We start from the raw sequence: 12,419 nt of genomic DNA, 5'->3' as shown, positions 1-12,419 counted from the left end.
GCACTGTCGGTGGCGGGTGCCAGACTGCTCCCGTGCTCACCGCCTTCGCCGTCAGCGGCTACCGATCGCTCGTCGACCTCGTGCTGCCGCTCGGCTGGCTCACCGTCGTCTCGGGTGCCAACGGCACCGGCAAATCCAACCTCTACCGCGCGCTGCGCCTGCTCGCCGCCGCCGGCGAGGGCCGCACGGTCGGCGCGATCGCGCGGGAGGGCGGCCTCTCCAGCGTGCTCTGGGCGGGCCCCGAGCACCCCGGGCGGGGCAGCGGTCAGGGCACGGTGCGCAAGCGCCCGGTCTCGCTCCGGATCGGATTCGGCTCCGACGGCTTCGGCTACCTCGCCGATCTCGGCCTGCCGCAGCTCGACCCCGAACGCAGCTTCTTCACCCGCGACCCCGAGATCAAGCGCGAGCAGGTCTTCACCGGTCCGTTCGCCCGGCCGGCGTCGGTGGTCATCGACCGCACCCGGGCCGCGGTGCGCGTGCGCGACGGCGGCTGGCGCTCGGTGCCCCAGACGCTCGCGCCCGGGCAGAGCGTGCTGCTCGACCTCGAGGACCCCTCCGCGCTCCCCGAGATCCTGCGACTCCGGCAGGGGATGGCGCAGTGGCGCTTCTACGATCACTTCCGGGCCGACCGCGACGCCCCGGCCCGGCAGCCGCAGGTCGGCACCCGGACCCGGTGGCTGAGCGACGACGGTGCGGACCTCGCCGCGGTCTGGGCGACGACGATCGAGTCCGGCCAGGAGGGCCCGCTGGCGTCCGCGGTCGCCGACGCGTTCCCGGGTTCGCACGTCGACATCGACGCCGCCGACGGCGTGTTCCGGCTGCTGCTCTCGCAGCGCGGCCTGCTGCGCCCGCTGACCGCGGCGGAGCTCTCGGACGGCACCCTGCGCTACCTGCTGCTCTGCGCCGCGCTGCTGCCCGCCGATCCCCCGCCGCTGATCGTCGTCAACGAGCCGGAGGCCTCGCTGCACGAGGATCTGCTGGCGCCGCTCGGCGCGCTCCTCGCGGAGGCCGCTCGGCGCACGCAGGTCGTCGTGGTCACCCACTCCTCCGCACTGCGGCGCGCGCTCGAGCCCCGGGGCTCGGCCGTCGAACTCGTCTCGTCGGGCCAGGGCACGAGGGTGCTCGGGCAGGGGCTGCTCGACGCACCGCCCTGGCACTGGCCGTCGCGCTAGCGCGCGCGATCTGCGGGGGCAGCGCCGCGAAGTGTCTCGCTGACCGACCGCGGCCCGGTGAGCGGCGACCAGGCGGCCGCGTACGGGGCCGATCGGGCAGCGCCGGCGCCGCTCCCGAAACGCGCGCAGGGATCCTGCCCGATCGTGCCGAGCACTCGTCCGAGCAGCTCGGAGAACCCGGCCTGGGCGGCCGGGTCGATCGCATCGAAGACGAGTCGCCGCAACTGCTGCACGTGGGCGACGAGGTGCGCCTCGAGATGCGCCCGGCCGCTGTCCGTGAGCACCACGTCCGTGGCCCGGCCGTCATCGGGATTCTGCTCCCGCAGCACCCAGGACCGCCGTTCGAGCCGGCCGACCGCGACGGAGAGCCGAGCGATCGATACGCTCATCCGCGCCGCGAGCTCGCTCATGGTCCGGGTCCCCGCCGGCGCCTCCGAGAGCGAACCGAGCACGCGGAAATCGAGGTAGGAGACCCCGGCCTCGCGTTTCAGCTGCGCTTCGATCGCGTTCGGCAGCCCGGAGGTGACACGCAGCAGCCGTCGCCAGAGTTCTTGCTCGTCGTCGTCGAGCCAGTCGGCGCCGCTCACGCCCGCGCCCCCGATCCGCCCCGCCCGCGCGTGGAATCGCGGAAGACCACGTCGATCGGCACGTCCCGCCTCCGCGGTCGCTCGCCCGGGGAGCGACTGTCGAGGACCTCCCGCATGACCCGCATGCATTCGCGGCCGAAGGCTCGCGGGTGCAGATCGATCGCGGTGACCGACGGCTCGGTGTAGCGCAGCGCCGGCGAGTCCACGGCGGCGGCGACGAGCAGATCCGCTCCGACCGTGCGACCGTACTCGGTGGCGCTCGTGATCACGTTGAGCACCGATCCCTCGGTGAGCGAGATGATCGCATCCGCCGGATCCGCATCGCCGAGCAGCTTGCGGGTCGCTGCGATCGTCGAGTCGGTCAGCCCTTCCACGGACACCGTCTCGATGCGCTCGCGCACTCCGCGCTCGGCGCACCAATCGCGGTAGGCCTGCGAGATCTCGTCCGACCATCCGCTGAACATCTCGGGCACGATGATCGCGGGCGCGCGCGCACCGTGCTCGGCGAAGTGGTCGAGCAGCGCGCGGGCGGCGGCGGCGTGGTCGGAGCGGACCTCGCCGTCGACCGCGCGGTACTCCGCCGGCATGGCCTCGCCGCTCACCACGGGGAGCCCGGGCGCGAGCAGCTGCTCGAGCACGGGATCGCCCGCGACCGGGTCGATGGCGATGACGCCGTCTGCGTCGATGCGGGGCAGCGGCCGTCCGCTCGCCGGTCTCGGCAGGAGGGTCACCAGCAGGCCGGCTTCGAGCGCTTCGTCGACCATGCCGAATGCCGCCTCGGTGTAGTAGCCGAGCGTGGTCGCGATGCTCGGCAGGTAGACGACGATGATCCCGGTGCGAGCGGCACGGAGGTTGCGGGCGGTCGGGTTCGGCCGGTACCCGAGTTCGGCGGCGGCGGCGCGCACCCGTTCACGGGTCGCGGCGGACACCCCGGTGCGGTCGGTGAGGGCGAACGACGCCGCTCCGCGCGAGACCCCGGCGAGGTCCGCCACGTCCTGCAGGGTCGCGGGGCGTTTGACGGGCATGAAGCGAAGGTACCACCGAAGCGAACGCACCCGGACCGCGGTACGGGCGCCGGGTTTGCGGTCGTTACTATATCGGTTTAGCATTCACCCCAGACCAGCGAATGCCGTTCGAAGGAGAACCCGTGGCCCAGCAATCGTCCGCGCACCTGCGCCGTACCCTCGGCCTCACCGGCCTCGTCGTCTTCGGCCTCAGCTACATGGCCATCGGCACCGTCTTCACCACGTACGGCATCGTCAACCAGCTGACCGACGGCCACCTCCCGCTCTCGTACGTGATCGCGCTCGTCACGATGCTCTTCACCGCGGCGAGCTACGCGGCGATGGTGAAGAAGTTCCCCGTCGCGGGATCCGCCTACACCTACACCCAGCAGGCCTACGGCGGCGTCGCCGGGTTCATGACCGGCTGGGTGCTGCTGCTCGACTACCTCTTCATCCCGATGATCAACTTCATGATCCTCGGCTTCTACGTCGGTACCCAGTTCCCAAGCATCCCGCCCCAGGTGTTCGCATTCGCGGCGCTCGTGCTGGTGCTGGTCTTCAACATCCTCGGCATCAAGCTGGTGAACGTCTTCAACACGGCCATCATCGCGATCTCGCTGGCGACCGCGCTGCTCTTCGTCATCCTGGCAGCGAAGGCCGCGATCAACGACCCGAACGCGCCCGGCCTGCTGGAGCCCTTCGTCCCCGGAGCGGAGGGTTTCAGCCCCGCACTCTCGGGCGCTGCCGTGCTCGCGCTCTCGTTCCTCGGCTTCGACGCGGTCTCGACCCTGTCCGAGGAGGCGAAGAACGCCCGCCGCGACATCCCGCGCGCGATCATGCTCACCACCCTCATCGGCGGCGCGCTCTTCATCTTCATCTCGTGGGTCGGCGCGCTGGCCTACCACCCCGCCGACTGGGCGAAGATCCCCGACGACATGATCAACGCGGCCGGCGTCGCGCTCGTCTCCCACCTGGGCGGCAGCCTCGCGCCGCTCTTCGAGCTCATCGTGGTCATCGGTTCGATCGCCGGCTGCATCGGATCCGGCCTCGCCGGGCAGGTCTCGGTCGCCCGCATCCTCTACTCGATGGGCCGCGACGGCACCCTGCCGAAGCCCCTCGGCCGACTCTCGAAGCGCTTCGGCACGCCGGTCGTCGCCGCCGTCACCGTTTCGGTGTTCGCACTCGCCTGCCTGTTCCTCACCCTCGACCAGGCCGCGTTCATGATCAGCTTCGGCGCGCTGGCGGCGTTCACCATGGTCAACCTCTCGGTGATCCGCGTCTACCTCTTCCCCCGCGGCGGCGCGGGCACCCGCAGCGCCAAGGACTGGATCCTCTACGGCGTCGTGCCCGCCATCGGCGTCGCGCTCTCGATCTGGCTCTGGACCTCGCTGCACCCCACGACCTGGGTCGTCGGCGGGATCTGGGCCCTGATCGGCTTCGCGATCCTCGCGGCCAAGACCGGCTTCTTCCGCCGCCCGGTGCCGCGCATGAGCTTCGAGGAGGAGACGCCGTCGACCGAAGCGATCGACGCCTACGCCGACGAGCACCCGCTCGACGAGAACGCCACCCGCTGACCGCACGCCACCGAAGGGAACGCGCATGTCCACTCCCCGATCGATCTGATCGTCACCGGTGCCCGGCTCCACGCCCTCGCCGACGGCGACGGCAGTGCCGACGGTGCGACCGCCGAAGCCACCGCGCTCGCCGTCGCCGGCGGCCGGATCGTCGCCGTCGGATCCCGATCCGAGATCGCCGCCCTCGCCGACGATCGCGCCGAGCGCCTGGAATTCGCGGGCGGCACGATCGTCCCCGCGTTCACCGACGCGCACGCGCACCCCGTCGCGAGCGTCTCGATCCCGCAGGGCACCGACCTCTCGGGCCTGCTCACCCGCGCGGAACTGCGGGAGGCCCTCGAACGAGGCGCTGCCGAGCAGGCCGGGAGCGACTGGTTCTTCGCCTCGGGGCTGGACCCGAACGCGTTCGAGGGCGCCCCGATCACGAACGAGATCCTCGCCGAGGTGCTCGGTCCGGACCGGCTCGCCCACGTCGGCATGTTCGACGGCCACTCGGCGCTGGCCTCCGACGCGCTACTGCGCCTCGCGGGCATCACCGAGGGGCGCAGCTACCCCGACGGGTCGAGCATCGTCGCCGACGCCTCGGGCCGGCCCACCGGCCACGTGCTCGAATTCAGCGCGCTGAACGACGTGCGCGCGCACCTGCCCGCGCGCACCCCGGAGGACCAGGCGCGCGAACTGCACGCGCTGCTCGGCGCGATGGCCGCGACCGGGATCTCGCGGGTGCACGTCATGGACCTGCAGGGCCCGGACGCGATCGCGATCCTAGAGGCCGCCGAGCAGATCGCGCCGCTCCCGGTCACCCTGCGCATCTCCCCTGGTGCGAACCCGGCACCAGCGACCGGGAGGTCGACGAGTTGATCGCGCTGCAGGGCCGCGGCGGCGATCGCTGGAGCATCGGCGGGATCAAGTTCTTCATCGACGGGACCGTCGAGGGCGGCACCGCCTGGCTCGAGACCCCCGACATCCACGGCGAGAACACCGAGTCGGTCTGGCGCGATCGCGCCGCCTACGCCGCACGGATCGCCCGGTTCCACGCGGCGGGGATCCCGACCGCGACCCACGCGATCGGCGAGCGCGGGATCCGTTTCGTCGTCGACACGCTCGCCGCGCTTCCCGCGGGCGGACCGCAGCATCGGATCGAGCACATCGAATCGGTCGCGAGGGACGTGATCGACCGGCTCGGCGCGGCAGGGATCGCCGCGAGCATGCAGCCGACCCACTGCACCCACTACACCCGGGCGGACGGCAGCGACGACTGGTCGCAGCGGTTGGGCGAGACCCGCGCCCATCGGGCCTGGTGCACGCGGGACGTCCGCGATGCGGGCGCGATCCTCGCCCTCGGCTCAGACTTCCCGGTCGCGCCGTTCAACCCGCTCGAGATCATGGCCGACGCGCAGCTGCGCCGTCCGGCGGGCTCACCCGCGGTCGAGCCCGTGCTGCCCGAGCAGGGCCTCACCGCCCGCGAAGCCCTCGAGGGCTACACGACGCAGCCCGGCGCGGCCATCGGCGAGCGGACCGGCCGGCTCGCCGTCGGCGAGCCGGCCTCGTTCGCGGTGCTCGACGTCGACCCGCTTGCGGCGGCGCCCGACGCGCTCGCGGCGGGCCGGGTGCTGCTGACCGTGTCGGAGGGGCTCGTGACGCATCGCGGGTGAGCGTGCGCCGGCCGGGCCGCGGGACTGGCAGAGTCCTGCCAGCGCGCGCCCCCGGGCCGGGGCTACGCTGACCGCATGAGCACTGCGGATCAGGTCCCGAGCACGATCGAAGCGCCGACCATGCGCGCCGTCCGGCAGGAGTCGTTCGGCGGCCCGGAGGTGCTGCACCTGGCGGAGGTGTCGCGACCGGCGCCCGGGATCGGCGAGGTCCTGATCCGGGTGCACGCCGCCGGCGTGAACCCCACCGATTGGAAGCACCGGGCCGCCTCCGGCTGGGCCGGCTCCCTTCCGCTGACCCTCGGCTGGGACGTCGCAGGCACCGTGGAGGCGGTCGGCCTCGGAGTCACGGTCCTCGCGCCGGGCGACGCCGTGTTCGGCATGCTGCCGTATCCGCACGGCGTCGGGTCCCACGCCGAGTTCGTGGTCGGCCCGACCCGCGCCTTCGTGCGCATTCCCCCGGGGATCGGCATCGTGCAGGCCGGGGCGCTGCCGCTCGCGGCCCTCACCGCCTGGCAGTCGCTGGTCGACACGGCGGAAGTCGGTCCGGGGCAGCGCGTGCTGGTGCATGCGGCGGCCGGCGGCGTGGGGCACCTCGCGGTCCAGATCGCGAAAGCGCGCGGCGCCACGGTGATCGGCACGGCGAGCGAGGCGAAGCACGACTTCGTTCGGAGCCTCGGCGCCGACGAGGTGATCGACTACCGCACCGAGGACTTCGCCGAGGTCGTCCAGGACGTCGACGTCGTGCTCGACACCATCGGCGGCGACTACCAGCTGCGCTCGCTGCGCACGCTCCGGCCCGGCGGGACCATGGTCTCGACGCTCCCCCGGCCCGCCGCAGGGCTCTTCGAGCGGGCGGCCGAGCTCGGGGTCCGCGCGCAACTGATCCTCGTCGAGGCGGACCACGCGGGGATGCTGGCCGTAGCGGATCTCGCGGCGAGCGGTGCCCTCCGCGCCGAGATCGCGGGCGTGTTCCCGATGGGCGAGGCCGCCGCCGCGCACGCCGCGGGCGAGACCGGACGCACCACGGGCAAGCTCGTGCTGACGATGGACGGCTGACCCCGCCAGGCCCCCTTCCGCTCGGGCGCCGCCGGACGTACGATTCCGGCATGTGCGCGCAGTACGGACTGGGCGGCGGTCCCTACGTCGAGCCGCCGGACACCCCGATCCCGCCGCTGGACGAGCGGGAGTCGGCGGAGCGCGTCGCCGAGTGGGCGGCGCAGCGGGACGGCACCGCCCGGATCACCGGCCGGAACGCCCGCAACCTGAACCCGCTGATCCACGAGGTGGACGGTCGGCGGCGGCTCGACCTCGCCTGGTGGTGGCTCTGGAAGGGAAACGCCCCGGCGAGGTTCTCGGCCTTCAACTCCCGCGACGACGCGCTGCTGCGCTCGTGGCGCACCCCGTTCCAGCATCGCGCGCTGCTGCCCGCGAGCTGGTACGTCGAGAAAGGGGTCCGGTTCGATCTGGGCGGCCCGATGTTCGGCATCGCCGCGATCACGGCTCGATCGCACGAGGCGGACGGCGAGGAGATCCTGAGCTACTCGCTCGTCACCCGACGCGCGGTCGGCCCGCCGCTCGACGCTCACGCCGGCGACGGGGAGCCGCGCATGCCGCTGATCCTCCCCGCGGAGATGCACGACGACTGGCTCGACCCCGGCCGGGCCGGGGACCAGGATCTCGTGGACCGGGCCGTGCTCGCGTCCGAGGAGATCTCCCGGAGCCTGCGACGCTCCTGACCGATCTCGCGGATCGCCGAGGGCCGACTTGCGGCATCCCCGGCACTCCTCGATACTCGAACATGTGTTCGAAGAATTCGGGGGTGCAGGGTGAGCGTCGACGTGCTGCTGGAGGAGCAGATCGCGCTCTGGCTCGCCGACGGCCGACCCGATCGCCTGGTGTGGCGGAGCGAGCGATGGCGCGTCGTGGACGCCCCGGCCCGGCTCCCCGAGAACGCGGGCGCGGGATGGCGCTTCCGCGCGCGCTCGGAGACCTCGGGGGCGCTGCGCGAGTTCGAGGCGCGCAGCGACGGCGAGCACTGGTTCGTCGTCGCGGCGCTGGCACGCTAGGCCACCGGCGCCCGGCCGCGGTTCCGCCTCCTCGAGATCCAGACCACCCCGGCCCCGATCGCGAGCACCACGATCGCGATCCCGGCGATGTACGCGGCGACCAGCGGGTAGCCTCCGGGCTGGTTCGGATTGAGGAACGGGTAGGGATACCAATAGGTAAGCCCGGTCGCGGGACTCGTGACGAGCGGCCCCCGCACGAGCGTGTACACGGCCCAGAGCACCGGGAACGCCGCGATCACGACGACGGTGCGCCTCCGCAGCGGCGCGCGCCCGGGTGCGAGGAGCACGTCGGCGAGCAGCAGCAACGGCCCGACCAGGTGCATCATCTCGTTCGCCCAGGCCACGGTCGCACCCTGGGGCAGCTCGATCCCCCGCAGCAGGATGTTGTAGACGATGCCCGTGGTGATCATGTAGGTCGAGGCGCAGGCGAGCAGAATCGCGAGCCCCCGGGGCTCCCGCTCGCCCTCCGCGGCGCGCAGCCCCCAGATTCCCGCGAGCAGCAGGCCGACCGCCGCGGTCAGGTTCGATTCGATCGTGAAGAAGCTCGCGAAGTTGGCGAGCACGGTCGGCAGGTGCGACCCGTGCGGCGTCGTCGCCGCGAGGGCGTTCGTCACCGTGACGATCAGCTGGTGCGCGACCGCGGCGAGGATCAGCGCCGAACCGGCGAGCCGAACGACGGACCAGGTTCTCATGCCGCGGGGCGAGTTCATGACACGAACATAGCGGCTGGGGCACCCCGCCGGCACCCGGCCCGGCGCCCGGCGCCGGACCGCCGGGTGGCGGCGGGGTGGAACGACGGGCCCGTACAGGGGGAGGGCGCTCGTCGCCGCGCGGAAGCGCGACCCATCATTACCTTACCTCAGTAAGGAAAAACGGTCGATGCTCTATCCTTGACGATCAATGAGCAAAGCAGCAGGAACCTCCTCCGGGCGACCCCGCGACAAGAGCATCGACGAAGCGCTCAAGCGCGCGTTCGAGGGGCTCGCCATCGATTCGGAGATCCGCTCGATCTCCATGAAAGACCTGATCACCCGCGCCGGGACGAACCGCGATGCGTTCTATCGCCGGTACAACTCGCTCGGACACTTCCTGGTCGACGTCGCCGTGCACCGCTACGCGCTCGACCCGGCGTCCGACACCGGCACCCTGCTCGGCGACATCGAATCCGTCGTGCAGGATCAGGTGAACATGTACACCGACGGCGTCTGCCGCGAGCTGATCCCCCTGCTGCTCGACGCCAGCGCGAAGGACGACGTCGTCGCGGAGCTGTTCGCCTCCCGGTTCATCCTCCCCCAGCGGGAGTCCTGCCGCCGGATGCTGCAGCGCGCGGTCGACCGCGGCGAGATCGAGGCACCCGAGGACCCCGAGTACGTGATCGACCTGCTCTACGGGCCGCTGCTGCTGCGCGCCGCGCTCCCCGGCGAAGCGCCCATCACCGAGAAGATCGTCCGGCAGTCGGCGCGCACCGCGATGCGCGAGCTGGGTGCGGCGCTGCCCGAGGACGCGCGCGACTGAGCCGGCACGCGGCCGAGTCGGCGCACGGCGCGAACGAGAGCGGGCCGGGATACCTCCGATGAGGAGGACCCCGGCCCGCTGTCGCGTACGCCGGCCCCGGTCGATCAGAAGTCGAAGAGCTCGCCGAGGAATCCCTCGCGGCGGCGCTTCTTGCCCGAGCGCTGGTCGTACTCGCGGTCATGACCGCGGTCGTAGCCCCGGTCGCGTCCGTGATCCGAGAAGCGGCCCCGGTCGTCGACCGGCGCCTGCGGCGGGGCAGGAGCGGCGGGTGCCCCGCGTCCGTACTCGACCGCGGCGCGATCGATGATCTTGTCGAGTTCGCCGCGGTCGAGCCAGATGCCCCGGCACTGCGGGCAGTAGTCGATCTCGACTCCGGATCGCTCGGACATCACCAGGTCGGTCGCGTCGATGGGACATTTCATGATGGTTCTCCTTCGGTGGTGCGGGAATTCGGTGGTCACGGTGGTCCGACTGCTTCGGACGCGGGGTCAGGCGCCGGGCTTCGCGGCGAGCGCCCGGTCGAGTGCGTCGGTCAGGTCGGTGACGCTCGTGAGCTCGAGTTTGCGCCCGTCCAGGAAGAAGGTCGGCGTTCCGGTCGCGCCGAGCAGGCGCGCGGCATCGAAGTCCTTCTGCACCCGCTCGCGGGTCTTCGGATCGGCAACCGCGGCGTCGTAGGCCGCGAGATCGAGCCCGAGGCGCTGCGCGTATTCGCGGAACCGCGGCGCCTCGGACGTCTGCTTCTCGCCCCACTCCGCCTGGGTCTCGAACATCTGCCGGTACATCTGCTCGAACTTGCCCTGCTGGGCGGCCGCCTCGACCGCCAGGGCGGCGGTCATCGAGTTCTTGTGCCCCGGCATGGGGAAGTACCGGATGACGTAGGTGAGTCTGCCGTCGTACTGCTTGCGGATCTCCTCGCCGTAGGGGTAGAAGGCTCCGCACGCCTCGCACTCGAAGTCCAGGAACTCGACGAGGGTCGGGGCGTCCGGCCCGCCGTCGTCGAGCACGTGGGAGTCGGAGGCGACGAGCGCGGACGACGGCGCGGATGCGTCGGCACTCCGCTCGGGGACCGCCGGCCGGGCCAGGATCGATATCGCGATCGCGACGACGGCGAGCAGGATCACCGCGGGGATCACGATGAGGGCCGCACGCGTCGAAGTGGAGAGCCGCCTCGGGGCGGTGGGATCGGACGGGGTCGTCATGCGCTGCTCCTCTGCCGTTCCGCCGGTCACCGGACGTTCTTGGTCAGGAAGACCATGGGATCGATGGGCTTGTCGTCCTGCCGCATCGCCAGGTGGAGATGCGCGCCGAAGGCCATGCCCGTCGCCCCCACGCGGCCGGCGGTGTCGCCGATCTTCACCTGCTGGCCGACCTGGAAGCTGCTCGAATCGTTCTGCATGTGGCAGTACCGGCTCGTGACATCGCGCCCACCGATCCTGTGCTGCACCTTCAGGCCGAAGCCGCAGCCGTCGATCGTCTGCCCGGCCTCGAGCACGATCCCGCTCGCGATGATGCGGATCGGCGTGCCGTCCGCCGCCGCGAAGTCCTGCGCGTCGTGGAACTGGGCGACGGGGGCGGTGCGGTAGCCGAAGGGATCGGTCAGCGGCACCTGCGCATCGAACGGGTAGCGCACCTTCGAGTCGGACAGCCCCGAGAGGTCGGGGGATCCCGGCTTCGCCTCGGGCGCCGTCTCGATCGGCGAGACGGCATCGAAGGCCCGTTCACCGGATCCGAGGGCGGTCCCTCCGGTGCCGCTCAGGTGCTGGGCGGGAGCCGCGGCGGCGAGCGCGAACCCGGCTCCGGATCCGGACGCTCCCGCCTGCTGCGGCTGGGCGAGGAGCGGCGCGGCGAGACCCGCGACCATGACGCAGGCGCCGAGCGCGGCGGTGGTCGCGGTCACCGCACGGCGCAACCGCCCTGCGCCGGCGCGGGTGGGGGCCTCGGGTCCGGCCCCGGCGCCGATGGCGGACTGTGACGCGTCGGGTGACATCAGGTGGATCGGGTTCGGGGTGCGGAGCTCGGCTCGGCGCTGCGGCTCGGGCGTGCTCGGGGACTCGGTGCTCACGCGAACAGCACCGCCGTGAGCGCGTAGCTCAGTCCGGCGACGACGAGCGCCGCCGGCACGATGAGCGCGGTGAAGACAATGGGGTTTCGGAACGGATGCTTGGTCGAGCGCATCGGAGACTCCTCGGGGTATCGGTCGTCGGGTGATCGCGGGGCGGCCCCGGTGGACGGGGCGTCGCGGCGCGGGCTGCTGCGCGGCGGATCCGCGTCCGACGCGGATGCATCGGACGGGGTCGGCGGCGCGCACCGACGATCAGGTACGGAGGACGGAGAGCTGGAGCAGGGACGGGGGCTCGACGAACGGGCGCCCGGGGGCGCGGGCGCGGAGCACGACGAACGCCCGCCTGGAGCGGGTGCTCGTGCGCCCGCGGTTCCGGCGGAGCACGATCGCGAAGGTCAGCAGGAGCGCCAGCACGCAGACGGAGACGAGGTCGAGGCAACCGCCGATCGGGGCTGCCGTGTCGTGGCCCTCCGCCGGGGTGCTGCGCACCCGCTCCTGGCCGGTCAGGCCTCGGTCGACGGCGCCCGAGACCGTGGCGGCCGCGACCGGTCCGTCGTGGGCCGGGATCCGGGTATTCGTCGCCGGGGCCGCGGCGCTCGACGGCGCGGGGGACGCGGCGCCGTGCGCCGGGTCGACGTCGCGGAGCGCGTGCATTCCGAGCAGCCCGAGAACGATCGCGGCGACCGCGAGGACGAGCCAGGGCGCGGCGGAACCCGTCGCGTTCCAGCGCGCGTGCGCGCGGGCCTGCCCCATGCTCCACCTCCCGGTCAGAATCGCCGCGGAC

Annotated in this window: 15 protein-coding genes; 8 read left to right on the top strand and 7 right to left on the bottom strand. The window is 72.4% G+C overall.

Annotated elements, in window-relative coordinates; genetic code table 11:
- The first annotated feature begins 32 nt into the window (after nt 1-32).
- Complete coding sequence (locus AB3K78_RS14960; protein WP_416444546.1) at nt 33-1,172, top strand: AAA family ATPase; 1,140 nt, start codon at nt 33-35, stop codon at nt 1,170-1,172.
- Here AB3K78_RS14960 and AB3K78_RS14955 read toward each other — a convergent pair.
- Both AB3K78_RS14955 and AB3K78_RS14950 read right to left on the bottom strand, forming a co-directional pair.
- The gene (locus tag AB3K78_RS14955) at nt 1,169-1,759 is read right to left on the bottom strand and encodes a MarR family winged helix-turn-helix transcriptional regulator (RefSeq protein WP_416444544.1); all 591 of its coding nucleotides are present in this window, start codon (nt 1,757-1,759) and stop codon (nt 1,169-1,171) included. The genes AB3K78_RS14960 and AB3K78_RS14955 overlap by 4 nt on opposite strands.
- Nucleotides 1,756-2,784: a LacI family DNA-binding transcriptional regulator gene (locus AB3K78_RS14950; protein WP_416444542.1), complete on the bottom strand. Its 1,029-nt coding sequence runs from the start codon at nt 2,782-2,784 to the stop codon at nt 1,756-1,758. The genes AB3K78_RS14955 and AB3K78_RS14950 overlap by 4 nt, the downstream gene beginning before the upstream one ends.
- Before the next feature lie 122 nt (nt 2,785-2,906).
- Here AB3K78_RS14950 and AB3K78_RS14945 point away from each other — a divergent pair, with 122 nt between their 5' ends.
- From AB3K78_RS14945 to AB3K78_RS14920, 6 genes are all read left to right on the top strand, one after another.
- Nucleotides 2,907-4,337, top strand: a complete 1,431-nt coding sequence (locus tag AB3K78_RS14945) for an APC family permease (protein ID WP_416444540.1) — start codon at nt 2,907-2,909, stop codon at nt 4,335-4,337.
- 39 nt (nt 4,338-4,376) lie between these two features.
- Entirely contained in the window at nt 4,377-5,198 is an 822-nt protein-coding gene (locus tag AB3K78_RS14940) for an amidohydrolase family protein (protein ID WP_416447374.1), read from the top strand.
- Nucleotides 5,195-5,992, top strand: coding sequence for an amidohydrolase family protein (locus AB3K78_RS14935; protein ID WP_416444538.1), 798 nt, complete (start codon nt 5,195-5,197; stop codon nt 5,990-5,992). The genes AB3K78_RS14940 and AB3K78_RS14935 overlap by 4 nt, the downstream gene beginning before the upstream one ends.
- 75 nt (nt 5,993-6,067) lie before the next feature.
- On the top strand, nt 6,068-7,048 hold the full coding sequence (locus tag AB3K78_RS14930; RefSeq protein WP_416444536.1) for an NADP-dependent oxidoreductase: 981 nt from the start codon (nt 6,068-6,070) through the stop codon (nt 7,046-7,048).
- 50 nt (nt 7,049-7,098) lie between these two features.
- Nucleotides 7,099-7,728, top strand: a complete 630-nt coding sequence (locus AB3K78_RS14925) for an SOS response-associated peptidase family protein (RefSeq protein WP_416444534.1) — start codon at nt 7,099-7,101, stop codon at nt 7,726-7,728.
- Between the two features lie 90 nt (nt 7,729-7,818).
- Nucleotides 7,819-8,058 carry a hypothetical protein gene (locus tag AB3K78_RS14920; protein ID WP_416444532.1) on the top strand — a complete coding sequence of 80 codons (240 nt, stop codon included), beginning with the start codon at nt 7,819-7,821 and terminating at the stop codon, nt 8,056-8,058.
- Here AB3K78_RS14920 and AB3K78_RS14915 read toward each other — a convergent pair.
- Entirely contained in the window at nt 8,055-8,750 is a 696-nt protein-coding gene (locus tag AB3K78_RS14915; protein WP_416444530.1) for a Pr6Pr family membrane protein, read from the bottom strand. The two genes, AB3K78_RS14920 and AB3K78_RS14915, sit on opposite strands and share 4 nt — an antisense overlap.
- 208 nt (nt 8,751-8,958) lie before the next feature.
- Here AB3K78_RS14915 and AB3K78_RS14910 point away from each other — a divergent pair, with 208 nt between their 5' ends.
- On the top strand, nt 8,959-9,573 hold the full coding sequence (locus tag AB3K78_RS14910) for a TetR-like C-terminal domain-containing protein (RefSeq protein WP_416444528.1): 615 nt from the start codon (nt 8,959-8,961) through the stop codon (nt 9,571-9,573).
- A gap of 104 nt (nt 9,574-9,677) precedes the next feature.
- On the opposite strand, the gene AB3K78_RS14905 is transcribed toward AB3K78_RS14910, so the two are convergent.
- From AB3K78_RS14905 to AB3K78_RS14890, 4 genes are all read right to left on the bottom strand, one after another.
- A complete protein-coding gene (locus tag AB3K78_RS14905; RefSeq protein ID WP_416444526.1) occupies nt 9,678-9,995 on the bottom strand; it encodes a zf-TFIIB domain-containing protein in 318 nt (105 codons plus the stop codon).
- Between the two features lie 66 nt (nt 9,996-10,061).
- The gene (locus AB3K78_RS14900; protein ID WP_416444524.1) at nt 10,062-10,772 is read right to left on the bottom strand and encodes a DsbA family protein; all 711 of its coding nucleotides are present in this window, start codon (nt 10,770-10,772) and stop codon (nt 10,062-10,064) included.
- A gap of 26 nt (nt 10,773-10,798) precedes the next feature.
- Nucleotides 10,799-11,635, bottom strand: a complete 837-nt coding sequence (locus AB3K78_RS14895; protein WP_416444522.1) for a M23 family metallopeptidase — start codon at nt 11,633-11,635, stop codon at nt 10,799-10,801.
- Nucleotides 11,636-11,887: 252 nt separating this feature from the next.
- Nucleotides 11,888-12,388 (bottom strand): hypothetical protein, encoded by a 501-nt coding sequence (locus tag AB3K78_RS14890; RefSeq protein WP_416444520.1) that lies wholly within the window; start codon nt 12,386-12,388, stop codon nt 11,888-11,890.
- Nucleotides 12,389-12,419 lie beyond the last annotated feature (31 nt).

Origin of the sequence: Leucobacter sp. HNU (assembly GCF_047946755.1) — a bacterium.
Taxonomy (GTDB): domain Bacteria; phylum Actinomycetota; class Actinomycetes; order Actinomycetales; family Microbacteriaceae; genus Leucobacter.
Note: the sequence above shows the minus strand (reverse complement) of the source record. Positions and strands in the feature narration are given on the sequence as shown.

Excerpts from the sequence above, each read along its gene's own strand:
- AB3K78_RS14950 (WP_416444542.1), bottom strand. The coding sequence starts at position 2,784 with ATGCCCGTCAAACGCCCCGCGACCCTGCAGGACGTGGCGGACCTCGCC.
- AB3K78_RS14930 (WP_416444536.1), top strand. The coding sequence starts at position 6,068 with ATGAGCACTGCGGATCAGGTCCCGAGCACGATCGAAGCGCCGACCATG.
- AB3K78_RS14925 (WP_416444534.1), top strand. The coding sequence starts at position 7,099 with ATGTGCGCGCAGTACGGACTGGGCGGCGGTCCCTACGTCGAGCCGCCG.
- AB3K78_RS14915 (WP_416444530.1), bottom strand. The coding sequence starts at position 8,750 with ATGAGAACCTGGTCCGTCGTTCGGCTCGCCGGTTCGGCGCTGATCCTC.
- AB3K78_RS14910 (WP_416444528.1), top strand. The coding sequence starts at position 8,959 with ATGAGCAAAGCAGCAGGAACCTCCTCCGGGCGACCCCGCGACAAGAGC.
- AB3K78_RS14905 (WP_416444526.1), bottom strand. The coding sequence starts at position 9,995 with ATGAAATGTCCCATCGACGCGACCGACCTGGTGATGTCCGAGCGATCC.
- AB3K78_RS14900 (WP_416444524.1), bottom strand. The coding sequence starts at position 10,772 with ATGACGACCCCGTCCGATCCCACCGCCCCGAGGCGGCTCTCCACTTCG.
- AB3K78_RS14890 (WP_416444520.1), bottom strand. The coding sequence starts at position 12,388 with ATGGGGCAGGCCCGCGCGCACGCGCGCTGGAACGCGACGGGTTCCGCC.